The sequence below is a fragment of the Streptomyces varsoviensis genome (assembly GCF_000718635.1).
GTDB lineage: Bacteria > Actinomycetota > Actinomycetes > Streptomycetales > Streptomycetaceae > Streptomyces > Streptomyces varsoviensis.
On the sequence record NZ_JOBF01000018.1, the window covers coordinates 34,554 to 56,645 of the forward strand.

General features: G+C 74.3%; 19 protein-coding genes and 1 pseudogene. 6 read left to right on the forward strand and 14 right to left on the reverse strand.

All coding sequences use genetic code 11. The features are described from left to right. Both IF55_RS24550 and IF55_RS24555 read right to left on the reverse strand, forming a co-directional pair. The gene (locus IF55_RS24550; RefSeq protein WP_030889371.1) at positions 1–711 is read right to left on the reverse strand and encodes an MOSC domain-containing protein; all 711 of its coding nucleotides are present in this window, start codon (positions 709–711) and stop codon (positions 1–3) included. A gap of 57 nt (positions 712–768) precedes the next feature. Beyond that, a complete protein-coding gene (locus tag IF55_RS24555) occupies positions 769–1,443 on the reverse strand; it encodes a class I SAM-dependent methyltransferase (RefSeq protein WP_030889368.1) in 675 nt (224 codons plus the stop codon). A gap of 277 nt (positions 1,444–1,720) precedes the next feature. Here IF55_RS24555 and IF55_RS24560 point away from each other — a divergent pair, with 277 nt between their 5' ends. Both IF55_RS24560 and IF55_RS24565 read left to right on the forward strand, forming a co-directional pair. Continuing rightward, positions 1,721–2,422, forward strand: coding sequence for a GntR family transcriptional regulator (locus IF55_RS24560; protein ID WP_030889365.1), 702 nt, complete (start codon positions 1,721–1,723; stop codon positions 2,420–2,422). A 110-nt stretch (positions 2,423–2,532) separates the two neighbouring features. Then, a complete protein-coding gene (locus IF55_RS24565) occupies positions 2,533–3,594 on the forward strand; it encodes an aminotransferase class V-fold PLP-dependent enzyme (RefSeq protein ID WP_030889362.1) in 1,062 nt (353 codons plus the stop codon). Between the two features lie 72 nt (positions 3,595–3,666). Here the strand turns inward: IF55_RS24565 and thpD are convergent, their stop codons facing one another. The 4 genes from thpD to ectA all read right to left on the reverse strand — a co-directional run bounded on the left by thpD (position 3,667) and on the right by ectA (position 6,990). Beyond that, complete coding sequence (gene thpD, locus IF55_RS24570) at positions 3,667–4,569, reverse strand: ectoine hydroxylase (protein WP_030889359.1); 903 nt, start codon at positions 4,567–4,569, stop codon at positions 3,667–3,669. Positions 4,570–4,604: 35 nt separating this feature from the next. Beyond that, positions 4,605–5,027, reverse strand: coding sequence for an ectoine synthase (locus IF55_RS24575; RefSeq protein ID WP_030889356.1), 423 nt, complete (start codon positions 5,025–5,027; stop codon positions 4,605–4,607). 75 nt (positions 5,028–5,102) lie between these two features. After that, positions 5,103–6,371 carry a diaminobutyrate--2-oxoglutarate transaminase gene (ectB, locus tag IF55_RS24580; RefSeq protein WP_030889353.1) on the reverse strand — a complete coding sequence of 423 codons (1,269 nt, stop codon included), beginning with the start codon at positions 6,369–6,371 and terminating at the stop codon, positions 5,103–5,105. A 70-nt stretch (positions 6,372–6,441) separates the two neighbouring features. Beyond that, positions 6,442–6,990: a diaminobutyrate acetyltransferase gene (ectA, locus tag IF55_RS24585; protein ID WP_211270031.1), complete on the reverse strand. Its 549-nt coding sequence runs from the start codon at positions 6,988–6,990 to the stop codon at positions 6,442–6,444. A gap of 459 nt (positions 6,991–7,449) precedes the next feature. Here ectA and IF55_RS24590 point away from each other — a divergent pair, with 459 nt between their 5' ends. Together IF55_RS24590 and IF55_RS24595 are read left to right on the forward strand one after the other, a co-directional pair. Beyond that, positions 7,450–8,559 carry an amidohydrolase family protein gene (locus IF55_RS24590; RefSeq protein WP_030889348.1) on the forward strand — a complete coding sequence of 370 codons (1,110 nt, stop codon included), beginning with the start codon at positions 7,450–7,452 and terminating at the stop codon, positions 8,557–8,559. Positions 8,560–8,635: 76 nt separating this feature from the next. After that, positions 8,636–9,202, forward strand: coding sequence for a cysteine hydrolase family protein (locus IF55_RS24595; protein WP_030889342.1), 567 nt, complete (start codon positions 8,636–8,638; stop codon positions 9,200–9,202). A 30-nt stretch (positions 9,203–9,232) separates the two neighbouring features. On the opposite strand, the gene IF55_RS24600 is transcribed toward IF55_RS24595, so the two are convergent. Beyond that, positions 9,233–10,246, reverse strand: a complete 1,014-nt coding sequence (locus IF55_RS24600) for a bile acid:sodium symporter family protein (protein ID WP_030889339.1) — start codon at positions 10,244–10,246, stop codon at positions 9,233–9,235. A 279-nt stretch (positions 10,247–10,525) separates the two neighbouring features. Here IF55_RS24600 and IF55_RS24605 point away from each other — a divergent pair, with 279 nt between their 5' ends. Further along, positions 10,526–11,491 (forward strand): SCO1860 family LAETG-anchored protein, encoded by a 966-nt coding sequence (locus tag IF55_RS24605; RefSeq protein ID WP_048832405.1) that lies wholly within the window; start codon positions 10,526–10,528, stop codon positions 11,489–11,491. A 316-nt stretch (positions 11,492–11,807) separates the two neighbouring features. Here the strand turns inward: IF55_RS24605 and cobC are convergent, their stop codons facing one another. Both cobC and IF55_RS24615 read right to left on the reverse strand, forming a co-directional pair. Then, positions 11,808–12,887 (reverse strand): Rv2231c family histidinol phosphate aminotransferase CobC, encoded by a 1,080-nt coding sequence (cobC, locus tag IF55_RS24610; RefSeq protein WP_037966686.1) that lies wholly within the window; start codon positions 12,885–12,887, stop codon positions 11,808–11,810. Between the two features lie 182 nt (positions 12,888–13,069). Beyond that, on the reverse strand, positions 13,070–13,546 hold the full coding sequence (locus IF55_RS24615) for a cobalamin biosynthesis protein (RefSeq protein ID WP_037966683.1): 477 nt from the start codon (positions 13,544–13,546) through the stop codon (positions 13,070–13,072). A gap of 181 nt (positions 13,547–13,727) precedes the next feature. On the opposite strand from IF55_RS24615, the gene IF55_RS24620 reads away from it, so the two are divergent. Continuing rightward, the gene (locus IF55_RS24620) at positions 13,728–14,453 is read left to right on the forward strand and encodes a ZIP family metal transporter (protein WP_030889327.1); all 726 of its coding nucleotides are present in this window, start codon (positions 13,728–13,730) and stop codon (positions 14,451–14,453) included. A 224-nt stretch (positions 14,454–14,677) separates the two neighbouring features. On the opposite strand, the gene IF55_RS24625 is transcribed toward IF55_RS24620, so the two are convergent. The 5 genes and pseudogenes from IF55_RS24625 to IF55_RS24645 form a co-directional block, all read right to left on the reverse strand. Continuing rightward, a complete protein-coding gene (locus IF55_RS24625; RefSeq protein ID WP_030889324.1) occupies positions 14,678–16,141 on the reverse strand; it encodes a cobyrinic acid a,c-diamide synthase CobB in 1,464 nt (487 codons plus the stop codon). Next, positions 16,138–16,734: a cob(I)yrinic acid a,c-diamide adenosyltransferase gene (gene cobO / locus IF55_RS24630; protein ID WP_030889321.1), complete on the reverse strand. Its 597-nt coding sequence runs from the start codon at positions 16,732–16,734 to the stop codon at positions 16,138–16,140. Before cobO ends, IF55_RS24625 begins: the two co-directional genes overlap by 4 nt. Next, positions 16,734–18,884 carry a putative cobaltochelatase gene (locus IF55_RS24635; protein WP_030889318.1) on the reverse strand — a complete coding sequence of 717 codons (2,151 nt, stop codon included), beginning with the start codon at positions 18,882–18,884 and terminating at the stop codon, positions 16,734–16,736. The genes cobO and IF55_RS24635 overlap by 1 nt, the downstream gene beginning before the upstream one ends. A 76-nt stretch (positions 18,885–18,960) precedes the next feature. Then, on the reverse strand, positions 18,961–20,523 hold the full coding sequence (locus IF55_RS24640; RefSeq protein WP_030889315.1) for a cobyric acid synthase: 1,563 nt from the start codon (positions 20,521–20,523) through the stop codon (positions 18,961–18,963). Between the two features lie 575 nt (positions 20,524–21,098). Next, a pseudogene (locus IF55_RS24645) lies at positions 21,099–22,055 on the reverse strand (cobalamin biosynthesis protein); the annotation flags it as partial. Positions 22,056–22,092 lie beyond the last annotated feature (37 nt).

The window sequence follows — 22,092 nt, forward strand, 5'->3', positions numbered from 1 at the left end:
CTAGAGCAGGACCAGGGGGTCCCCGGCCCGTATCTCTCCTGGTGACACGACCGTGGCGAGTCCGTCCAGCCGCATGTCGTGCGCCTCGGTGATGGCCCGCAGGATCAGCGAGGAGTGGGGGAGGTCCTGCTGCGCCTCGTTGGTCATCACGCAGCGCTCACTCGACCGCACGAACTCGACGCACACCGCGTCGCCGATCCGCGCCTTGCTCCCGAACCACTGGTCCTCGACGAAGGGAGGGGTGCCAGGCGGTGTCCGTACCAGGAGGTTCGGCCGGAAGCGCCGTTCGTCGACGGGGACGCCGGGCACCGCCGAACGCACCCAGTCGAGGGTGGCCGTGGTCAGCACGCTGAGAGGCAACTGGTCGAAGTGGGAGACGTCCCCCTCGCGGGCCACCTCGACGTCCTCGCGGCCGAGGTAGCGACGGAGGTAGGCGCTCGCGTCCGGTACCACCGTGCCTTCCGGGTCCAGCAGTTCGGGCTCGCCGGCGTCGCCGTCCGCGTACCGGGAACGGAGCCGCAGCAGGCCCGGCATCCTGCGGAAGCGGCGGGTGTTCTTCCCCGAGCCGAATTTGCCCTGGGCGTCGCGCACGGCGAAGAGCCGGTCGCCGACGAGCCCCCTCGCCTCCACGCCCGCCCGGGGGATCAGCTCGCCCCCGGTCGATTTGATCGGATACCGCCAGATCCGTTCGACCACGCCCGCATTGATCATCACTCGGCTGACGATACAGAGGCCGCGCGAGCGACGGCGTACGCATTTTCGATGCGCTCAGGCCGTGCGGCGGCGCACGATGAGCTGGACTCTGAGGTCGGTGTGGCCGTCGAGGGTAGGCGTCACGTCCCGCCGCTCCTCGGCCACCGCGAAGCCGTGCCGGCCGAAGAGTTCGTGGAACCGTTCCAGGGGCTGGTGCTGGAAGGTCCCGCCGTCCTCGATGCGGAAGACGCCGTACGTGCCGGTGCTCGCCTCCTGCGCGCGGTAGCGGGCCCGGCTGCGCTCGTCGGTCTGGAGCGGCACGTCGCTGACGTACACCACGCCGCCGGGCCGCACGAGCCGGGCCAGCTCCGCGACCGCCGACTCCTGCGCGACCGGGTCGGGGTCCGAGGTGAGGACGGCGAAGAGGAGGGCCGCGTCGAACGACGCGTCCGCGAACGGCAGCGGCAGCTCGCGCAGCCGCGTCAGGCGCAGCTCCGGGTGGTCCGCGAGGCCGCGGGCGACGAGCGCCGCCGACGGGTCGACGCCCCGCACGTCGCGGTAGCCCCGTTCGGTGAGTTCGAGGACCAGCCGGCCGTACCCGCAGCCGTAGTCGAGAATCCGCCCCTCCACGGGCAGATGGGCGGCCAGCAGCTCCGGGTCGAGCGGGTGGGTGAAGGTGTGGGCGGCCCCGGTGGTCTCCCAGTACGCGCGCGTGCGCCCGGTCCGCCGTACGTCGCGGGGTTGCGTCATGCGCCGGGACGTTACCGGGAAGCGCGCCGCTCGGGGAGTACGTCCGGAGGGGCGCGAGCCGTGCCCGTACGGGCGTACGGAGGGACGTTCGGGCCCATGCGAACGTACGGGCGAATCGGTGTCCGGCGAGGCAGGGCGTACGGGCGCACAGGCATACGGGCGTGGGGCCTGCGGGCGTACCGGCCGCACGGGCACGGGGCGGGCGGCGCGGCGTGGTGCCACCCGCTTGGGGCCGGTGCCAGGCGTGGCGTGGGCCACATCGGTGCACACTGGACACATGTCGCAGGAGAGCGCCCCGGTGGACCGTGCGGGCAGTGTGGACAGTGTTGACAGGGTTCATGCCGAGCTGCGGGCACGGGTGCTCGACGGCACCTTCCTCAGCGGCGCGGTGCTCTCGGTGCAGGCCGTGGCCGACCGGCTCGGGGCCGACCCGGAGCTGGTCCGGGAGGCGTTCCGGCGGCTCAGCGAAGAGGGGTACCTCCAGTTGGTCGCGGAGCGCGGCGCGCTCGTGGCGCCCGTATCGCTGGACGAGGCCCGGTGCGTCCTGGAGGCGCGGCTGCTCATCGAGCTGTTCGCGCTGGACACGGTGGCGGCGCGCGGCCACGACGAGCTGCGCCGGCTGGGCGAGCGGCTGCGCGCCCTGGAGGGGGACGTGCCGCTGAGCCCGTCGCCGTCCTCCGCGCAGGCCCTCGTCATCGGCCGCGCCTTCCACGCCGGGCTCGTCGAGGCCTGCGGCAACACGGTCCTGGCCTCGATGCACGCCACCCTATGGGCGCAGGGGCGGCGCGTCTCCGCCGCCTCCATCGCGGACCCCGGCCACGCGGCCGAGGACATCGCGGAGCACGAGGCCATCGCCCTGGCCATGCGCGCGGGCCACGGCGCGGAGGCCCGCGAGCTGCTGCACCGGCACATCTCGGCGGTGCTGCGCCGCCTCGGCCTCGGCGACGAGTTCACCCTCCCGCGGCCGGCGGGCTCGTGAACGGACCGGCGGGCTCGTAACGGACCGGCTGGTGCTTCGTGAACCGGCCGGTACGCCGTAGGGGAGGGGACCGTGGACGCGGCGGCGGCCCGCCGCGCATAGTCGCCACCATGGAGAAACTCGCAGCCACGCACTTCGCGCCCGAGACGACCTACCTCAACACCGCCTCCGCGGGCCTGCTGCCCGCCCCCGCCGTCGCCGCCATGACCGGGGCGATCGAGGACACCGCGGCCGGCCGCTCCCTCACCGTCCACTACGAGGCGGTCGAGGCCGCGCGCGCCTCGTACGGGCGGCTCGTCGGCGTGCCGGTGGAGCGCGTCGCGGCGGGTGCCTCCGTCGCCGTCTACAGCGGGCTGATCGCCCAGTCCCTGCCGGCGGGCTCCGAAGTCCTGGTGGCCGAGGGCGACTTCAGCTCCCTCGTCAACCCCTTCCACATGCGCCCCGATCTCACCGTGCGCACCATGGAGCTGGAGAAGCTTCCCGACGCCGTACGGCCCGGCACGGCCCTCGTCGCGGTGAGCGCCGTCCAGTCCGCGGACGGCCGGATCGCCGACCTGGCCGCCGTCGCGGCCGCGGCCAGGGCCCACGGGGCCCGGACGTTCATCGACGTCAGCCAGGCGGCCGGCTGGCTGCCGCTGGAGGCGGACGACTACGACTACACGGCGGCGGTCTGCTACAAGTGGCTGCTCTGCCCGCGCGGAACCGCGTTCCTCACCACCCCCGCCGACCTCACCGGCCCCGCCGGCACACCGCTCACCCCCCTGTTCGCCGGCTGGGTCTCCGGCGAGCGCCCCTGGGACAGTTGCTACGGGGCCGTGGCGGAACTCGCCCGCTCCGCCCGCCGCTTCGACGAGAGCCCCAGCCTCTACTCGTACGTCGCCGCCCGGCACTCGCTCGCCCTCGTCGAGGAACTGGGCGTCGAGGCCATCGGCGCCCACGACCGGGCCCTCGCCGACCGCTTCCGGACCGGGCTGGCCGACCTCGGCCACACGCCCGTACCCGCCGAGGGCTCGGCCATCGTCTCCGTCCCCGGCCTCGGCCACCACGCCGCCCGCCTCGCCGAGCAGGGCATCCAGGTCTCCGACCGGGCCGGGAACCTGCGCGCGGCCTTCCACCTCTACAACACCGGCGCCGACGTGGACCGCCTGCTGGAGACGGTCGGCACGGACTGACGGCGGCCACGCCTGTGAGGCGGCCCCGACCGGGGACCGCCCCACAAAGCACCGGCTACGGCGCTACGAGCGCTACTTCACGGGCGTGAACGGGGCCCGCGCGCCGATGAAGGACGGGCGGGGGACCGGGGCCGCGAAGGGCTCCACCGCCGGGTTCTCCATGCTGTTGAAGACGATGAAGACATTGCTGCGCGGGAAGGGCGTGATGTTGTCGCCCGAGCCGTGCATGCAGTTGCAGTCGAACCAGGTCGCGGAGCCGGCCGGGCCCGTGAAGAGCTTGATGCCGTGCCGTTCGGCGAAGCCGGTCAGGGCCTCGTCCGAGGGCGTGCCGGCGTCCTGCATCTTCAGGGACTGCTTGTAGTTGTCCTTCGGCGTCTCCCCGGCGCACCCCAGGAACGTCCGGTGCGAACCCGGCATGATCATGAGGCCGCCGTTGGTGTCGTAGTTCTCCGTCAGCGCGATCGAGACGGAGACGGTCCGCATGTTCGCGAGCCCGTCCTCGGCGTGCCAGGTCTCGAAGTCCGAGTGCCAGTAGAAGCCGCTGGCCCCGAAGCCGGGCTTCACATTGATCCGGGACTGGTGGACGTACACGTCCGAGCCCAGGATCTGCCGGGCGCGGTCCACCACCCGTGGATCGCGGACCAGGCCGGCGAAGACCTCGCTGAGCCGGTGCACCTCGAAGACGGACCGGACCTTCTGCGACTTCGGCTCGATGATCGAGCGCTCGTCGGCCCGTACGGCCGGGTCGGCGATCAGCCGGTCCAGCTCGGCCCGGTAGGTCTCGACCTCGTCCGGGGTGATGAGCTGATCGATCGCGAGGAAGCCGTCGCGCTCGTAGTTGCCCAGGTCCGTGGGGTCTATCGGCCCCGGAGCCCCAGGGTCGGACCACACCACCGGGTCCTGGCGCTGGGTGGTCACCTCGGTCGTGCCACGGGTCGGGTACAGGTCAGTGGTGCGCTCGGGGGCGGTGGTCATGATCTCTCCTCTCTTGGGCCTGCGGGGCTCGGGTTTCAGCTCGCCACGGTCTGCGGAGCCGGCTCCTCCTCGGTGAGCAGGGGGTACACGCCGTTCTCGTCGTGGTCCTCGCGGCCGGTGACCGGCGGGTTGAAGACGCACACGCAGCGGAAGTCGGTCTTCGGGCGCATCGTGTGCTTCTCGTGCCCGTCGAGCAGGTACATGGTGCCGGGGGTGATGAGGTGCTTCTCGCCGGTCTCGTCGTTGGTGAGCTCGGCCTCACCCTCCACGCACAGCACGGCCTCGATGTGGTTGGCGTACCACATCGACGTCTCGGTACCCGCGTAGAGGATGGTCTCGTGCAGCGAGAAACCCACCCGCTCCTTGGCCAGCACGATGCGCTTGCTCTCCCAGGTGCCGGTCGCCGCCTTGACGTGCCGGTCGGTGCCCTCGATGTCCTTGAAGGATCGGACGATCACGGTGCGGTGCTGCCTTTCTCTCGTACGTACATACTGCGCTGGCCGCGGCTGCCGCGCTCATCGCGCGTACGGCGGTCAGGCGGTCTCGTTGACCGCTCGGGCGAGGGTCCGCAGACCCTCGTCCAGCTCTTCGGGGGTGACGGTCAGGGCCGGGAGGAGCTTGATGACCTCGCTCTCCGGGCCGGACGTCTCGATCAGCAGGCCGAGTTCGAAGGCGCGCCGGGCCACCGCCGAGGCGCGCGACTTGTCGGTGAACTCCAGGCCCCAGACCAGGCCGCGGCCGCGGTACTCGGCGCCGAGCCGCACATGCTCCTCGCAGATCGCGCGCAGCGCCTGCTCGACCTGCTCGCCGCGGGCCAGGGTCTGCTTCTCCGTCTGGCCGTCGGCCCAGTAGGTGTCCAGGGCCGCGGCGGCGGTGACGAAGGACGGGTTGTTGCCGCGGAAGGTGCCGTTGTGCTCGCCCGGCTCCCAGACGTCCAGCTCCGGCTTGAAGAGGGTCAGCGACATCGGCATCCCGTAGCCGCCGATGGACTTCGACAGCGTCACGATGTCCGGGGTGATGCCCGCCTCCTCGAAGGAGAAGAAGCCACCCGTACGGCCGCAGCCCATCTGGATGTCGTCGACGATGAGCAGCATGTCGCGGCGCTTGCACAGGTCGGCGAGGGCGCGCAGCCACTCGGGGCGGGCGACGTTGATGCCGCCCTCGCCCTGCACCGTCTCGACGATGACGGCGGCGGGCTGGTTCAGCCCGGAGCCCTGGTCCTCCAGCAGCCGCTCGAACCACAGGAAGTCCGGGACGCGGCCGTCGAAGTAGTTGTCGAACGGCATCGGGGTGCCGTGCACCAGCGGGATGCCCGCGCCGGCCCGTTTGAAGGCGTTGCCGGTGACCGCGAGCGAGCCGAGCGACATGCCGTGGAAGGCGTTGGTGAACGACACGATCGACTCGCGGCCCTTGACCTTGCGGGCCAGCTTGAGCGCGGCCTCCACGGCGTTGGTGCCCGTCGGGCCGGGGAACATGACCTTGTACGGCAGGTCGCGCGGGCGCAGGATCTTGTTCTGGAAGGACTCCAGGAACGCCCGCTTCGCGGTGGTGCCCATGTCCAGGCCGTGCGTGACGCCGTCCCGCGCGATGTAGTCGATCAGCGCGCGCTTGAGCACGGGGTTGTTGTGGCCGTAGTTGAGGGCGCCGGCGCCGGAGAAGAAGTCGAGGTAGGTGTGGCCGTCCTCGTCGTACATGTAGCTGCCCTGGGCACGGTCGAAGACGGCGGGCCAGCTTCGGCAGTAGCTGCGCACCTCCGACTCCAGGGTCTCGAAGACGCTCAGGGCGGGCGGGGTGATGGTCACAGCGTTCTCCTGGGAGACGAATCGCGGGGGTGAGTGAGAAGCGGTGGGGGTGGCCGCGCGGGGGGCGGCCTCAGACCACGATCGGGCCGATGCGGTGCAGCACCTCGGTCTCGTGCCCGGTGTCCGGGAACATCTCGGCGGCGAAGAGGTCCTCGCGCTCCACGCGCGCGCCGTGCCGCTCGGCGAACGAGGCGAACAGCCGGTTGGAGGGGGCGTTGTCGGCGGTGATGGTGGTCTCGACCTCGTCCACGCCCGGCTCCCGGGCCGTCCGCTCCACCAGTCCGTCCAGCAGGGCGGCGGCCAGCCCCCGGCCGCGCTGCTCGCGGTCGACGGCGATCTGCCAGATGACCAGGGTGCGCGGGCGCTCGGGGCGTATGTAGCCGGTGACGAAGCCGACCGGTTCGCCGCCCGCGGACCGCGCCACCGCCGAGGTGGCGGCGAAGTCGCGGCACCACAGGAGGTAGCTGTACGAGGAGTTGAGGTCCAGTACCTCGGAGTCGCGGGCGATGCGCCAGATCGCGGCTCCGTCCTCCAGGCATGGAGTGTCGAGCCGCAGTCCCTCCGGCATTTCGAGAAATTCGCAGCGGCCACGTGCAAGGTCTGCTTGTGCGGCGGTCATGCGGATTGAATTTACCGAGCTAAATTCGAAATTGCATCGCGAGTAGGGGTTACGTCGGATGCGTGTCTGTGTTAACGCGCGGGGGCCCGCGAGCGCGCGAATCGTCGGCAAGATGTGGCGATTTGCCCGGTATTTTCTGGGCAATACGGGCGTCTTGTGGAGTGTGTCACATCTGCGTAACGGTCTTGAGATTCGCTGGAATTACGCCATCCGGCGTTAGCGGAATCTTGGTGTTTAAGGTCGGGGAAAGCGGGCAGAAGAATCCGGGAAGCTGCGCTTAATAGGATTCTAGGAAAGGAATGAATAATTCATCAATAGGGATTGGAGGGCTGCTTGCGGGAAGGAGCCCGGAAAGATCTCGGAACGGCCCCGGAAGCGTGGGGGGCGGCCTCGCGCACGCCGCGGGCCCCCGCCCGGGCGCCCTACGCACACGCGCGTCCGGGCTCGTACAGTGCCGCCATGAGCGATAGCGCGGTCTCACCGGCGCGGCCGGTGCTGCACATCAAGGGGCGGGTGCTGGTCGGCGCGGAGGACGTGCGCGACGAGCTATGGGTGATCGACGGGCGCGTCACCTACGAACGGCCGCGCGGCGCGCGCGATGTCACCGTCATCGAGGGCTGGACACTGCCCGGCCTGGTCGACGCCCACTGCCACGTCGGCCTCGACGAACACGGCCCGGTGGACGCGTCCACCAGCGAGAAGCAGGCGGTCACCGACCGCGACGCGGGCGCGCTGCTGCTGCGCGACGCCGGCTCGCCCTCCGACACCCGCTGGATCGACGACCGGGACGACCTGCCCCGCATCATCCGCGCCGGCCGCCACATCGCCCGCACCCGCCGCTACATCCGCAACTACGCGCACGAGATCGAGCCGGATGACCTCGTGGCCTACGTGGCGCGGGAGGCCCGCAACGGCGACGGCTGGGTCAAGCTCGTCGGCGACTGGATCGACCGCGAGACCGGCGACCTGTCCGCCTGCTGGCCGCGCGGCGAGGTCGAGGCCGCCATCGCCGAGGCGCACCGGCTCGGCGCGCGCGTCACCGCGCACTGCTTCGCCGAGGAGACCCTGGCCCCGCTCGTCGAGGCGGGCATCGACTGCGTCGAGCACGCCACCGGGCTGACGGAGGAGACGATCCCGCTGTTCGCGGAGCGCGGCGTCGCGATCGTCCCCACGCTCGTCAACATCGCCCTCTTCCCGAAGCTCGCCGAGGGCGGCGAACGGAAGTTCCCGCGCTGGGCCGCCCATATGCGCCGGCTGCACGAGCGGCGGTACGAGACCGTGCGCGCGGCGTACGACGCGGGCGTACCGGTCTACGTCGGCACGGACGCGGGCGGCGCGCTGGCCCACGGGCTCGTCGGCCAGGAGGTCGCCGAACTCGTCAAGGCCGGCATACCGCCCGCCGCCGCCCTCCACGCCACCGCCTGGGGCGCCCGCCAGTGGCTCGGCCGCCCCGGCCTGGACGAGGGCGCCCCGGCCGACCTGGTCGTCTACGGGTCGGACCCGCGCGCGGACGTACGGGTCCTGGGGGCGCCGGACCGGGTGGTGCTGCGGGGAAAGGTGATCCGTTGAGCCGGTCCGCCAAGGCCCGATCCCATCGCCCGTCACCCGTCACGGCACGCGGCGGACTTCGTTCGTGGGGGACGACATGAGCAGCGCTCTTCTCGTGATGGACGTCCAGCAGGCCGTCGTGGACATCGCCGACGACGGCTCCGGCTATCTGCCGCGCCTGCGCAAGGCCATCGACGGGGCCCGGGCGGCGGGCATCCTCGTGATCTACGTGGTGATCGCCCTGCGCTCCGGCTTCCCGGAAGTCGGCACGCGCAACAAGCCGCTCGCCGCCATCGCCCGCGCCGGCCTCTTCGTCGAGGGCGCCCCGGGCACCGAGATCCACCCCGAGGTCGCGCCCCGGCCGGGCGACGTGGTGGTCGCCAAGCGGCGGGCGAGCGCGTTCTCGGGCAGCGACCTCGATGTGGTGCTGAGGGCGCGCGGCATCGACAGCCTCGTCCTCGCCGGCATCGCCACCAGCGCCGTCGTGCTGTCGACCCTGTGCCAGGCGAACGACCTGGACTTCGGCCTCACCGTGCTCTCCGACGGCTGCCTGGACACCGACCCGGAGCTGCACCGGGCGCTCGTCGAGCGGCTGTTCCCGCAGTGGGCGGACGTCGTCACCGTCGACGAGTGGGTGGGGTCGGTCGCGCCGGGGGAGCCGTAGCGGGGCGGCTGGTCCTCGGGGGCGGAGGGGCTACTTCGTCCGGCGGGAGGAGCGGGCCATCCAGGCCGCCACCAGCGCGCCCGAGATGTTGTGCCAGACGGAGAAGACCGCCGCCGGCAGCGCCGCCGCCGGGCTGAAGTGGGCGGTGGCCAGGGAGGCGGCGAGCCCGGAGTTCTGCATGCCGACCTCGAACGCCATGGCCTTGCTGCCGGGCCGGCCGAGCCGGGCCAGCTTGCCGGAGGCGTAGCCGAGGGCCAGGCCCAGGCCGTTGTGGAGGATGACGGCGACGAAGACGAGCGCCGCCGCGTCCATGATGAGCTGCGCGCTCCCGGAGACCACCGTCAGCACGATGACGGCGATGGTGGCCGCCGAGATCCACGGCAGGACGCGCAGCGCCTTGTCCACATAGCGACTCGCCGCCAGCCGGACCAGCACCCCCAGCAGGACCGGCAGCAGCACCGTCTTGAGGATGTCTGTGACCATCGCCCCCGCGTCCACGTGCAGGAACTGGTCCGCGAGCAGCAGCGTCAGCGGCGGCGTGACCAGCGGGGCGACGAGCGTCGAGACGGTGGCGACCGACACCGACAGGGCCACGTCGCCGCGCGCCAGATAGGTGACGACGTTGGAGGCCGTGCCGCTCGGCGCGCAGCCGACCAGGATCACCCCGGCGGCGAGCTGCGGCGGCAGGTCGAGCACGGTGGCGATGAGCCAGCCCAGCCCCGGCATGATCACGTAGTGCGCCACCAGGCCGATCGCGACGGCCCACGGGCGCTTGGCGACGGCCGTGAAGTCCGGCAGCGTCAGCGTGAGCCCCATCGAGAACATCACGATGCCCAGCAGGTACGGGACCGCGGGCGCCCAGCCGGTGAACGGCGAGGGGAAGGCGAGCCCCAGCGCCCCGGCCGCCACCACGAGCAGCGGGAAGACCGTCACCGCGAGCCGCGCGGCCCGGTCGGCGGCGGGGGAGCCGCCCTCGGGGGAGTCGCCCTCGGGGGCGGCTGCCGGCGGGGTCTCGGTGCGCTGGTCCGTCTGCTCATGTGCCACAGAACGGCACTTTAGCGATGACCTGCGTATATCGAACAAGTGGTTCCGCATCGTGGACCGCGCCCTCGTCCGGCGGCCCATGTGGTCCGCCGGGGGCGGAGGTAGATGCAGGAAGAATCGAATCTGGGTGCGAGAAACACCCTTTTGAATGAACTGACGTCAGGTAGCTGCCCGTTCACCCTCGGTACGTCAAACATGACGGGGTCGAGGCCGTCGGCGCGCGATGTCCCCCATTGGCCGCGCCGACGGCTCCATGTCTCATGTGAAGGTTCCCCGCACATGCCCAGCACCATCAGCACCCCCTTCGGCCTGCCCGTACGCCGCCTCGCGTCGGCCGCCATGGCCACCGCGCTCGCCGCCGGGCCGGTTCTCCTCTCCGGCGCCGCACCGGCGTACGCCGCCCCCGCGACTGCCGGCGGAGAAGGCAAGGCCGACGCGGTCGTCCTGCGGGCGGGGCTCGACGTCTCGCTGCTGAACAAGGCGATCGACGTACCGCTCACCACGTCCCTGAACGAGGTCCACGCGCCCGCCGAGGCGGCGAAGACGGCGCTCAGCGTCACCGTGGACGGCGTCGACGGCGGAAAGCCCGTCCACGTGCTCCGCGCCGACGCGGCCACGGCCCGCGCCACGGCCGACCGGCACGCCGCGCGCGGCTACGCCGACCTCGCGCACGCCCGGCTGCACGTACCGGGCCTGCCGCTGCTCCCGCTCGTCGAGGTGCGGCAGGTCACGTCCAAGGCCGTGTGCGAGGCGGGCCGCAAGCCGACCGCCTCCTCGAACGTGCTCGGGGACGTGACGGTGCTCGGCAAGAAGACCACTCTCTCGGCGGCCGGCACGACGAAGGTGGAGGTGCCGGGCGTCGGCGAGGTACGGCTCGACCTGTCGAAGACCTCGACCACGTCGCGTACGGCGGCGGCCACGGCGCTCGAACTCGACGTCGCGGTCAACCCGTTGAAGCTCAACGTGGCCGACGTGAAGGGCAGAGTCACCCTCGCCCAGGCCACCTGCCGTTCGCCCCAGGCGCCCGCCACCCCGAGCCCGTCAGCCCCCGCCCCCAGCACCCCCGCGGGCCCGGCGCCCAAGCCGCAGACAGGCTCGGGACACGCCCCCGCTGACCTCGCCGAGACCGGCGGCAGCGCCCTCACCCCGTACCTCGCCGGCGGCGCGGCCCTGCTGGTCGCCGCGGGCGCCGGCACCCTCATCGCCCTCCGCCGCCGGTCCGCCGCCGCGGGGGGACGGGGCTGAGACCCGGGGCCCCGGGGGCCCGCGGCGGCCGGAGAGCGCTGAGCCCGCCGCCACCGGGCCGAGGGGTCCGTGCGCCGCGCGGCGCCAGCCGTCGCGGTGCGGCCCGCCGGGCCGTAGGAGCCGGTGATCGGCGGCGGCACCCGGCAGGGTGCAGAGGCCCGACGGCCTGAGCGCCGGGCTCACCGGCCGGGCCCGCCCGCGCTTGGGGCGAGACTGGCACCCGGCTCGCCGGCCCGGCCGCTCGGCGGCGGGCCGGGAGCGGCCCCTCGGGGGCGCGGGGCGCGGCCCGGCACGACCCCGCCGGCCGCCGCCTCCCTCACCCCTCGCCCAGCACCTTGGCCAGGGCCACCACGAAGCGGTCGGTCGTCGCGCGGTCGCGGACGGCGAGGCGGAGGTGGTCCGGGCCGAGGCCCGGGAAGGTGTCGCCGCGGCGGGCGGCGAAGCCCAGTTCGCGGAGGCGGGCGCGGACGCGGGCGGCGTCCGGCAGCCGGATCAGCAGGAACGGCCCCGCCGCCGGCCCGTACACGCGCACCTCCTCGAACTCCGCCAGCCGCGCCGCCAGGTGCGCCCGGTCGGAGGCGACGCGGTGCGCGGCGTGCCCGGCCTCCGCGAGGGCCGGGGGAGCGCTGCACGCCTCGGCCGCCGCCAGGGCGGGCGTCGACACCGGCCACAGCGGCTGCGCGCCCGCCAGCGCGGATATCGTGCCGGGCGCGGCCAGTACGTAGCCGATGCGCAGCCCCGCCAGCCCCCACGTCTTGGTGAGGCTGCGCAGCACGACCAGGCCGGGCAGGTCCGTACGCGCCGCCAGAGACGCGCTCTCGCCGGGCACCGCGTCCATGAACGCCTCGTCCACCACCAGGGTCCGCCCCGGCCGGGCGAGCCGCGCGACGGCGTCGGCCGGGTGCAGTACGGACGTGGGGTTGGTGGGGTTGCCGATGACGACGAGGTCGGCGTCGTCCGGTACCGCGTCCGGCGCGAGACGGAACCCGTCGCGCTCGTCGAGCACCGCCCGTACGACGTCGTGGCCGGCGTCCCGCAGCGCCGCCTCCGGCTCCGTGAACTGCGGGTGCACGACGACCGGCCGCCGGGCCGGCAGGGCGCGCGCGAGCAGGACGAACGCCTCCGCCGCGCCCGCCGTCAGCAGCACCCGCTCGGCCGGGAGCCCGTGCCGCGCCGCCACCGCGTCCCGCGCCGCGCGCCCGTCCGGGTAGGCCGCGAGCCCGTCCAGCGAGGCGGCGATCCGCTCCTTGAGCCAGACCGGCGGGGTGCCGGACCGCACGTTCACGGCCAGGTCCGTCAACTCCGCGCCGTCGCCCCGTACTTCGGCGTCACCGTGGTGCCTCAGGTCGTGCGTCCCGGCCGCCGTGCCGCCGGTCCCCGCCGCCGTTCTACGCATCGCCGCCCACCGCCTCGGCCTCCGCGTCGTCCGGGGCGCCGTGACCGGCGGTGAGCAGCGCTGGCGGGGTGGTCACTCGATCTCCTCCGTGCTGGTGTGACGTCGCGTGCTGGGGCCGTCCCCGGGGCGGGGGCTTTCGCGGCCGTACGGGCGTGGGTACGGGCGTACGGCCGCCCCCGACGTTACTTTCGCCCCGCCGGGGGCGTGCGGGCAGGTCCGTGGTCCGTTCCGTTCCGCTCGTGGTCCGCGCCGCGCGCGACGGCGCAGGTCACCCTCGCGGGACCGGCGGCCGGGGCGGACTTCCGCTTGCCCACCACGAGGGCGCCGCCCGGCCCCGCGGCGAGGAGGGCCGCGGCCTCGGCCACGCTCGGCGTCCCCACGGCCGCCAGCGCCCTGCCGGACGGATGCGGCACCGCGACGCGGCCGAGCGCCCCGGTCCCGTACCCGCGCAGCTCCACCCCGAGGCGCGCGGCGGCGGCCGTCAGGGCGGCATCGGCCGCCTTCGCCTCGGCCGTCGCCAGCGCGGCGACGTCGCCGGGCCCGGCCCCCGCCTCGGCCAGGGCCCGGCCGATCAGCCCGAGCACTTCCGCGACGGTCGCCCCGCTGGAGGCGCCGAGCCCCACGAAGAGCGAGGCCGCGTGGGCGGACGGCGGCGGCATGAGGGGCGGCTCCTCTCGTGGAAGCGGGGCGGGGAGGGGGACGGAAGAGATGGAATCACGCTCGTCGGACATGCGAGGAAGGGCCGAGGTCAGTAAGCAGGGATCAGTGAGCAGCGATCAACCGGCGATGGAGCCGCGGCGGCTCGCAGCAGCCGCGGCGGCTCGGAGAAGAGGTGCGCTCGTGCCCGTGGTCATAGCCCTGGGGGCGGTCCTGATGACGCTGCTCGGCGGGTGGACCGCCCAGCGCGTCACCGACCGGCGCCATCTGATCCTCGGACTCGCGGGCGGCCTGATGCTCGGCGTCGTCGGCCTCGACCTGCTGCCGGAGGCGCTGGAGGCCGCCGGGAACGAGGTCTTCGGAGTCCCGACCGCCCTGCTCTGCTTCGTGCTCGGGTTCCTCGCCGCCCACGTCCTGGAACGGCTGCTGGCCGTCCGCAAGGCCGCCCACGGACTCGACCCCGACGAACGCGTACCGCAGGTCGGGCTGACCGCCGCCACCGCGATGGTCGGGCACAGCGTCATGGACGGCGTCGCCATCGGCGCCGCCTTCCAGGTGGGCGGCGGCGTGGCGGCGGCCGTGGCGCTCGCCGTGATCGCCCACGACTTCGCCGACGGGTTCAACACGTACACGATCACCAGCCTCTACGGGAACGCGCGGCGCAAGGCCGTCCTGATGCTCTGCGCGGACGCGCTGGCCCCCCTCGCCGGCGCGGCCTCGACGCTCCTGTTCACCCTTCCGGAGCAACTGCTCGGCATCTACCTCGGCTTCTTCGGCGGCGTGCTGCTCTACCTCGCCACCTCGGACATCCTCCCCGAGGCCCACCACGACCACCCGGCGCTGTCCACGCTGGCCTGCACGGCGGCCGGGGTGGGCTTCATCTGGCTGGTCGTCGGCATCGCCGCCTGACGCCGGCCCGGCTACGGCCGGGGCGTGTACAGCCGTCCGCATGATCACGGGGGCGGCTGCGGCCGGGGCGTGTACGGCGGTCCGCGTGATCACCGGCGCGGCGCCCGCCGGGGGGCGTAGGGCGGTCCGCGTGATCACCGGCGCGGCTCCCGCCGGGGCGCGTACGGCCACCCGCACGGTCACCGGCGCCGTTCCCGCCGGGGCGCGTACGGTCACCCGCATGATCACCGGCGCGGCCCGGCCACGCGCGACACGAACCGCCCCGCCGTCCCCGGCGCGCCCGCCCAGTGCACGTGCAGATACGAGGCGTGCACCGAGCCCTGTACGAAGCCCTCCACGCGCCGCTCCGGGTGGGTGATCCCCCATGCCGGGTCCGTGCCCGCGCCCGGCTCGATCACCGTGCGGTGGAACTCGTGCCCGCGCACCCGCTGCCCGGCCGCCGCCAGCGGATTGTCCGCGACGGCCACCGCCTCCCGGTACCCGAGCGTCAGCCGCTCCGACATCCGCGCGGCGGCGGGCAGCACCCCGCACATCGGCTTCTCGTCCAGCGAGCGCGCCAGATAGAGTAGCCCCGCGCACTCGGCGGCGATCGGCGCCCCGGACGCGGCCAGCTCCGCCACCGCCTTGCGCAGCCGTTCGTTCGCCGACAGCTCCGGCGCGTACATCTCGGGAAACCCGCCGCCGATGACCAGGCCGCCGGTGCCCGGCGGCAGCTCCTCGTCCCGCAGCGGGTCGAACGGCACCACCTCGGCCCCGGCGGCGGCGAGCAGCTCGGCGTGCTCGGCGTACGAGAAGGAGAACGCGGCCCCACCCGCCACGGCGACGATCGGCCCGCCGGCCTGGGGGAGCCCGTGTACGGCGGCCACGGTCGAAGCTGACGGGCCGTTCCTGCGCGAGGCGCCCGAAGCGGAGGCGGGCGGCGTCGCCGCTTGTGCCGCCGAATCCGGGTCCCAAGCCTCTTCCGTCAGGGGTGGGGCGCTGCGGGCCAGGGCCATCAGGGCGTCGAGGTCGCAGCCGTCGCGGACCTGGGCGGCCTGGGCGGCCACGGCTTCGACGGCCTCGGCGTGGCGTTCGGCCGCCGGGATGAGGCCGAGGTGGCGGCTGGGGGTGCTGGCGGTCCGTACGCGCCGCAGCGCCCCCAGGACGGGGACGCCCGCGCCGTCGAGGGCCTCGCGCAGGAGGTGTTCGTGGCGGTCGGTGCCGACCTTGTTGAGGATGACGCCCGCGAGCCGTACCCGCGGGTCCCACGAGGCGAAGCCGTGCACCAGGGCCGCCACCGAGCGGGACTGCGACGAGGCGTCGACGACGAGGACGACCGGCGCCCGCAGCAGCTTCGCGACGTGCGCGGTCGACGCCAGTTCGCCCTGACCGCTCGCTCCGTCGAAGAGCCCCATGACGCCCTCGACCACCGCGAGGTCGCTGCCGCGCGCGCCGTGCAGGAAGAGCGGGGCCACCCGCTCCGGGCCGCAGAGGTACGCGTCCAGGTTGCGGCCCGGCCGGCCCGTGGCGAGCGCGTGGTAGCCGGGGTCGATGTAGTCCGGCCCGACCTTGTGCGGGGAGACCGCGAGCCCGGCCGCCGCGAAGGCCGCCATCAGGCCCGTCGCGACGGTCGTCTTGCCGCTCCCGGAGGCGGGGGCGGCGATGACCAGGCGGGGGACGGCGCGGGGGGTGCTCCGGGGGGCGTTCACCACTCGATGCCCCGCTGGCCCTTCTGGCCGGTGTCCATGGGGTGCTTGACCTTCGTCATGTCGGTGACCAGGTCGGCGAAGTCGACCAGTTCGCGCGGCGCGTTGCGCCCGGTGATGACGACGTGCTGGGCGCCCGGCCGGTCGCGCAGCACGGAGACCACCTCGTTCACGTCCACCCACCCCCAGTGCATGGGGTAGGCGAACTCGTCGAGCACGTACAGCTTGTACGTCTCGGCGGCCAGGTCCCGCTTGACCTGCTCCCAGCCCTCGCGCGCGGCCTCCTCGCTGGAGGTCATGTCGCGCTGCACCCAGGACCAGCCCTCGCCCATCTTGTGCCAGGCCACGGCCCCGCCCTCGCCGCTGTCGCCGAGGACCTTCAGCGCGCGCTCCTCGCCGACCTTCCACTTCGCCGACTTCACGAACTGGAAGACCCCCACCGGCCAGCCCTGATTCCAGGCCCGCAGCGCGAGCCCGAACGCGGCCGTCGACTTCCCCTTGCCCGTGCCGGTGTGCACGAAGACCAGCGGCCGGTTGCGGCGCTGGCGCGTGGTGAGCCCGTCCTCGGGCACGACTGACGGCTGTCCCTTGGGCATTACGCGGCCTTCCGTGAGTTCTGTACGTTCCGTACGAGCGCGGAGACGCTGTCCGCGCGCAGTTCGTCGAGCGTCACCGCCGGGCCCCGCAGCTCGCGCGCGAGCCGCCCCGCCAGCCCCAGCCGCACCGGCCCGGCCTCGCAGTCCACGACCACCGACGCCGTGCCGTCGCCGGCCAGCAGCCGCGCCGCGCGGGCGGCCCGTACGACCGGCTCCGGCCCGCCCGTCGCCCGGCCGTCGGTCACCACGACCAGCAGCGGGCGGCGCGAGGGGTCCCGCATCCGCTCGACGCGCAGCACGTCGTGCGCGGTCAGCAGCCCGGCGGCCAGCGGCGTCCGGCCGCCGGTCGGCAACTGCTCCAGGCGCGCGGCGCCCGCCTCCACCGAGGACGTCGGCGGCAGCGCGACCGCCGCCCCCGACCCCCGGAACGTCACCATCCCGATCTTGTCCCGGCGCTGGTAGGCGTCGAGCAGCAGCGACAGCACCGCGCCCTTGACGGCGCTCATCCGCTTCCGCGCCGCCATCGACCCGGAGGCGTCCACGACGAACAGCACGAGGTTGCCCTCGCGCCCCTCGCGCACCGCCTCCCGCAGATCGTCCCGGCGTACGAGCAGGCCCGGCCCGGACCGCCCGCGCACCCGCTGATGGGGCGCGGCGGCCTGGACGGTGGCCGCCAGGTGCAGCTTGGACAGCGCGCCGCGCGGGCGGCGCGAACCGGTCGTACGGCCGTGCGCGGTACGGGCCCGCGAGCGCCGCCCGTCCGCGCCCTCGCCGAGCCCCGGCACATCCAGCCGACGGGCCTTGAACGGCTCGTCGGCGGCGACGGCCACCGCCAACGGGCCCTCGTCGCCGTCCCCGGCGTCCGCTTCGGGGCCGTGGTCCCCGCGCGGCTCCTGTCCCTGCGACGGCGACTGGGGCGCGTCCTGCTGATCCGCGCCCGACTCGCGCTGGGAGGGCAGCTCCGGGCTGTCGGGCCCGGCCGCCCCGTCCTGGTGGTCCTGGTCCCGCGGCCCCCCGCCGCCGGGGCCGTCGTCCTCCGGCCCGCTGTCACCGGGGCCGCCGTCGTCGGGCCCGCCGTCGTCCGGTCCCTCCGGCTCGGGCTCCGGGTCGGGCTCGGGGTTGTCCTCCTCGAACCGCCGCAGGATCTCGTCGAGCTTGTCCTCGTCCAGCCCCGGCGCGTCGAAGGGCGCCCGCCGCCGCCGGTGCGGCAGCGCGAGCAGCGCGGCCTGCCGCACGTCCTCGGTCAGCACGTCGGACCGGCCCGCCCACGCGGCCAGCGCCGTCGCGGTCCGCGCGGTCACGATGTCCGCGCGCATGCCGTCCACCTCGAACCCCGCGCACACGGCGGCGATCCGGCGCAGCGCGCCGTCCCCGAGCCGTACGGACGGCAGCAGCGCCCGCGTTGCCGCGATCCGCTCCCGCAGCGCCCCCTCCTCGGCCGCCCACTTCGCGGCGAACGCCGCCGGGTCCTCGTCGTACGCGAGGCGGCGGCGCACCACCTCGACCCGCTCGTCCGTGTCCCGCGAGGCCGCGACCTCCACCGTCAGGCCGAACCGGTCCAGCAACTGCGGGCGCAGTTCGCCCTCTTCGGGGTTCATGGTGCCGACGAGGAGGAAACGGGACGCGTGCCGTACGGACACGCCCTCGCGCTCCACGTAGGAGGCGCCCGTCGCCGCCGCGTCCAGCAGCGCGTCCACCAGGTGGTCGCCCAGCAGGTTGACCTCGTCGACGTACAGCACGCCCCGGTGCGCCGCCGCCAGCAGCCCCGGCTCGAACGCCTTCACGCCCTCGGACAGCGCCCGCTCGATGTCGAGCGCGCCGACGAGCCGGTCCTCGGAGGCTCCCACGGGCAGCTCGACCATCTTCGCGCCGCGCGTCCCGGACGCCTCCGTCTCCCCGGCGCCGCTCTCGTGCGGCCCGTCCGGGCACTGGGGGTCGGGGGCGGCGGGGTCGCAGGAGAAACGGCAGCCGGGCACGACCGCGACGCCGGGCAGCAGCGCCGTGAGACCGCGCACGGTCGTGGTCTTCGCGGTGCCCTTGTCGCCCCGTACGAGCACACCGCCGATAGCGGGCGAGATGGCGTTCAGCAGCAGTCCCAGCCGCATGTCCGCCATCCCGACGACCGCGGTGAACGGGTAGGTGGTGCTCATCCGGTGATCACTCCTTCGAGTGGCCTTTGGCGATTGATGCGTTGGTGTTCGGGGTGGGTGAGGTAAAGGGGTGGCGTCATGGCGCCCCCGGCGGAATGAACGGCAGCCCGTCCGGCACGCCGTCCTCGATCAGCCGCAGCAGCGCGTCCGTGTCCGCGTGCTCCTCGATCAGGTCGCCCAGCCGGTCCAACTGCTCCTCGCGCAGCGCCGCGAAGCTCGTGTCCGGGGCCGGTACGAACGCCCGGCCCGCCGCCTTTGCGACCCGCCGCAGGAACGCCCGCCGGAACCCGTCGCTCTCCAGCGACCCGTGCCAGTGCGTGCCCCATACGGACCCCACCCGGCAGCCGTCCAGGAACCCCTCGTCCCCGCCCGACACATCGGCGACGCCGTGGTGGATCTCGTACCCCTCCACGCGTTCGCCGAGCGCCTCGCCGACCGGCCGGGCCAGGGTCTTGGCGGCGGCGAACCGGACCCGTACCGGCAGCAGCCCCAGCCCCGCCACCGTCCCGGCCTTCGACTCCACGTCGTCCTCGATGAGTTCGCCCAGCATCTGGAAGCCGCCGCAGATGCCCAGCACCGGCCGGCCCTCGCGGGCCCGGCGCGCCACGGCGTCGGCCAGCCCGCGCTCGCGCAGCCAGGCCAGCGCCCGTACGGTGCCGCGGGTGCCCGGCAGCACCACGAGGTCGGCGTCGGCCAGTTCCTCCGCGCGGTCCACGAACCGCACGACCACGCCGGGCTCGGCGGCGAGCGCGTCCACGTCCGTGAAGTTCGACATCAGCGGGACGGCGGCGACGGCGACGCGCAGCACGTCCGCGCCGTGCGGCGGCGCGACGACGCTCTCGCGCACCGCGCCGCGCAGCGAGACCCGCAGCCCGTCCTCCTCGTCGATGCCGAGCCCGTGCGCGTACGGCAGGACGCCGACCGTGGGGCGTCCGGTGAGGCCGCGCAGCATGTCCAGGCCGGGTTCGAGCAGCGACACGTCGCCGCGGAACTTGTTGACCAGATAGCCGGCGATGAACCGCTGGTCCGCCTCGGAGAGCAGGGCCGTGGTGCCGAAGAAGGAGGCGAAGACGCCGCCGCGGTCGATGTCGCCGACCACGACGACGGGCAGCCGCGCGGCGCGCGCGATGCCCATGTTGACGATGTCGGTGCGCCGCAGATTGATCTCGGCCGGGCTGCCCGCGCCCTCGCAGATCACCGCGTCGTGCGTGCGCCGCAGCTCCGCCAGGCAGTCGGTGACGGTGCCGAGCAGTTGCTCCCGCCCGGTGTACCGGGCCTGTGCGCCGTCGCCGAAGTAGCCCCGCGCGCTGAGTTCGCCGACGGGCTTTCCCATGAGCACGACCTGGCTGCTGCGGTCGCTGCCGGGCTTGAGCAGCACCGGGTTCATCAGCGCGCTCGGCTCCACGCGCGCCGCCGCGGCCTGCATCGCCTGCGCCCGCCCGATCTCCGCGCCCTCGCGGGTCACGAAGGAGTTCAGCGACATGTTCTGCGCCTTGAACGGCGCGACCTTGACGCCCTTGCGGGCCAGCCACCGGCAGATCCCGGCCGTCACCACGCTCTTGCCCGCGTCCGACGTGGTCCCGGCGACGAGCAGCCCCCCGCCGAGCGGGCCTGCCGGCCCGCGTCCGTCCCCAGTCACCCCTGCCTCCTCGCTCCGCGCCATCACGCCCGCCCCCGACAACCCTCTGCGAGCCTGCCCACAACACCCACCACCGCCACCACTCCAACCACTCCCGCAACCCCGCGAAGCAGCACACCCCCGCGCCCCGCGCTGGTCGGCCGGTCGGCGATGCGGGTACGGCGGGCCGTGCTCGTACGGCCCGCCGCGCCCGTACGGCTGCTTACGCCCGTGGTGTCTCGTGCCGCGCCGGCCCCGTCGCCTCCGGCAGCGCTCGCCGCGCCGGTTCGCCCGCCGGCGGCGCGGCTACGGCGGTTGCCGGCTCCCGTTCGGCTGGTCACGCTCGTGACGCCGCTCGCCGAGCCCGTGCGGCTCAGCACCCCCGCTGCCGCGCCCGCCGCAGTGCTCGCGATCCCGGTACGGCCGTCGGTCACGCCGGTACGGCCCAGTACACCCGCCACCTCAGCCGCCGCGCCCGTGGCCCTGGTACGGCTCAGCACACCCGCTGCCCTCTCCGCCGAGCCCATGACGCTGCTCGTTCCGGCCGTTGCGGCCCGCGTCGGGCCGTTTTCTCCCCGGGCCGGTCCGCCGCCGGGCCCGCGGCCCGTAGTCGCCGTGACTACCGCCCGTCCGGCTATCGCGCAGCACAGCGCCAGCAGCGACACCCGGCGCGAGAGCCGCACCGCTCGTTCGATGTCCGCGACAGCGACTTGGCGGAGTTCCGCGCCGAGGATGGGGCGGTGTTCGACGCGGCCCTGGTAGGCGAGGGTGCCGCCGAGGCGGACGCCGAGGGCGCCGGCGAAGGCGGCTTCGACCGGTCCGGCGTTGGGGCTCGGGTGCTTGCGGGCGTCGCGGCGGGCGATGCGCAGGGCGCCGCGCGGGTCGGGGCCGGCGACGGCGGCGAGTACGGCGGTCAGCCGGGCGCCCGGCCAGCCCACGACGTCGTCGAGGCGGGCGGCGGCCCAGCCGAACCGGCGGTAGCGCGGCGACTTGTGGCCGACCATGGCGTCGAGCGTGTTGACGGCGCGGAAGCCGACCAGCCCCGGCACCCCGCCCAGAGCCCCCCACACCAGCGCGCCGACCACCGCGTCCGAGGTGTTCTCGGCGACGGACTCCACCACCGCGCGCGCGATCTGCCCCTCGTCCAGTTCCCGGGGGTCGCGCCCGCACAGATGCGGCAGCCGTTCCCGCGCCGCCGCGAGGTCCCCGGCGGCCAGCGCGTCGCCGACCGCGCGCGCCTCGCGGCCCAGGGAGGTGCCGCCGAGCACGGCCCAGGTGGCGGCGGCGGTCAGCGCCGCCTCGGCGACGCGGGGCGCGGGCGCGGTCCGTACCGTACGGGCGAGCAGCGCGGCCCCCGCGGCGGCGCCGCCCGCGCACAGCGCGGTGTGCAGCGCGCCGAGGCCGCGGTGGCCGCGCCACAGGGCGCGTTCGGCCGCCGCGGCGACGCGTCCGAAGGCGGCCACCGGGTGGCCGCGGCGGGGGTCGCCCGCGAGGAGGTCGCCGAGGAAGCCGAGCGCGGCACCGTACGCGAAAGGGGCGTGACCGGCACGCATCCGTATGTCCTCACTCAGGGTCCGCGCCCTGGCTCGA

Bases quoted from the DNA above. Each gene is read 5' to 3' on its own strand.
- IF55_RS24560 (WP_030889365.1), top strand. From the start codon at position 1,721: ATGTCGCAGGAGAGCGCCCCGGTGGACCGTGCGGGCAGTGTGGACAGT.
- IF55_RS24590 (WP_030889348.1), top strand. From the start codon at position 7,450: ATGAGCGATAGCGCGGTCTCACCGGCGCGGCCGGTGCTGCACATCAAG.
- IF55_RS24605 (WP_048832405.1), top strand. From the start codon at position 10,526: ATGCCCAGCACCATCAGCACCCCCTTCGGCCTGCCCGTACGCCGCCTC.
- thpD (WP_030889359.1), bottom strand. From the start codon at position 4,569: ATGACCACCGCCCCCGAGCGCACCACTGACCTGTACCCGACCCGTGGC.
- IF55_RS24595 (WP_030889342.1), top strand. From the start codon at position 8,636: ATGAGCAGCGCTCTTCTCGTGATGGACGTCCAGCAGGCCGTCGTGGAC.
- IF55_RS24615 (WP_037966683.1), bottom strand. From the start codon at position 13,546: ATGCCGCCGCCGTCCGCCCACGCGGCCTCGCTCTTCGTGGGGCTCGGC.
- IF55_RS24635 (WP_030889318.1), bottom strand. From the start codon at position 18,884: ATGAGCACCACCTACCCGTTCACCGCGGTCGTCGGGATGGCGGACATG.
- cobC (WP_037966686.1), bottom strand. From the start codon at position 12,887: ATGCGTAGAACGGCGGCGGGGACCGGCGGCACGGCGGCCGGGACGCAC.
- ectA (WP_211270031.1), bottom strand. From the start codon at position 6,990: ATGACCGCCGCACAAGCAGACCTTGCACGTGGCCGCTGCGAATTTCTC.
- IF55_RS24550 (WP_030889371.1), bottom strand. From the start codon at position 711: ATGATCAATGCGGGCGTGGTCGAACGGATCTGGCGGTATCCGATCAAA.
- IF55_RS24565 (WP_030889362.1), top strand. From the start codon at position 2,533: ATGGAGAAACTCGCAGCCACGCACTTCGCGCCCGAGACGACCTACCTC.
- IF55_RS24555 (WP_030889368.1), bottom strand. From the start codon at position 1,443: ATGACGCAACCCCGCGACGTACGGCGGACCGGGCGCACGCGCGCGTAC.
- cobO (WP_030889321.1), bottom strand. From the start codon at position 16,734: ATGCCCAAGGGACAGCCGTCAGTCGTGCCCGAGGACGGGCTCACCACG.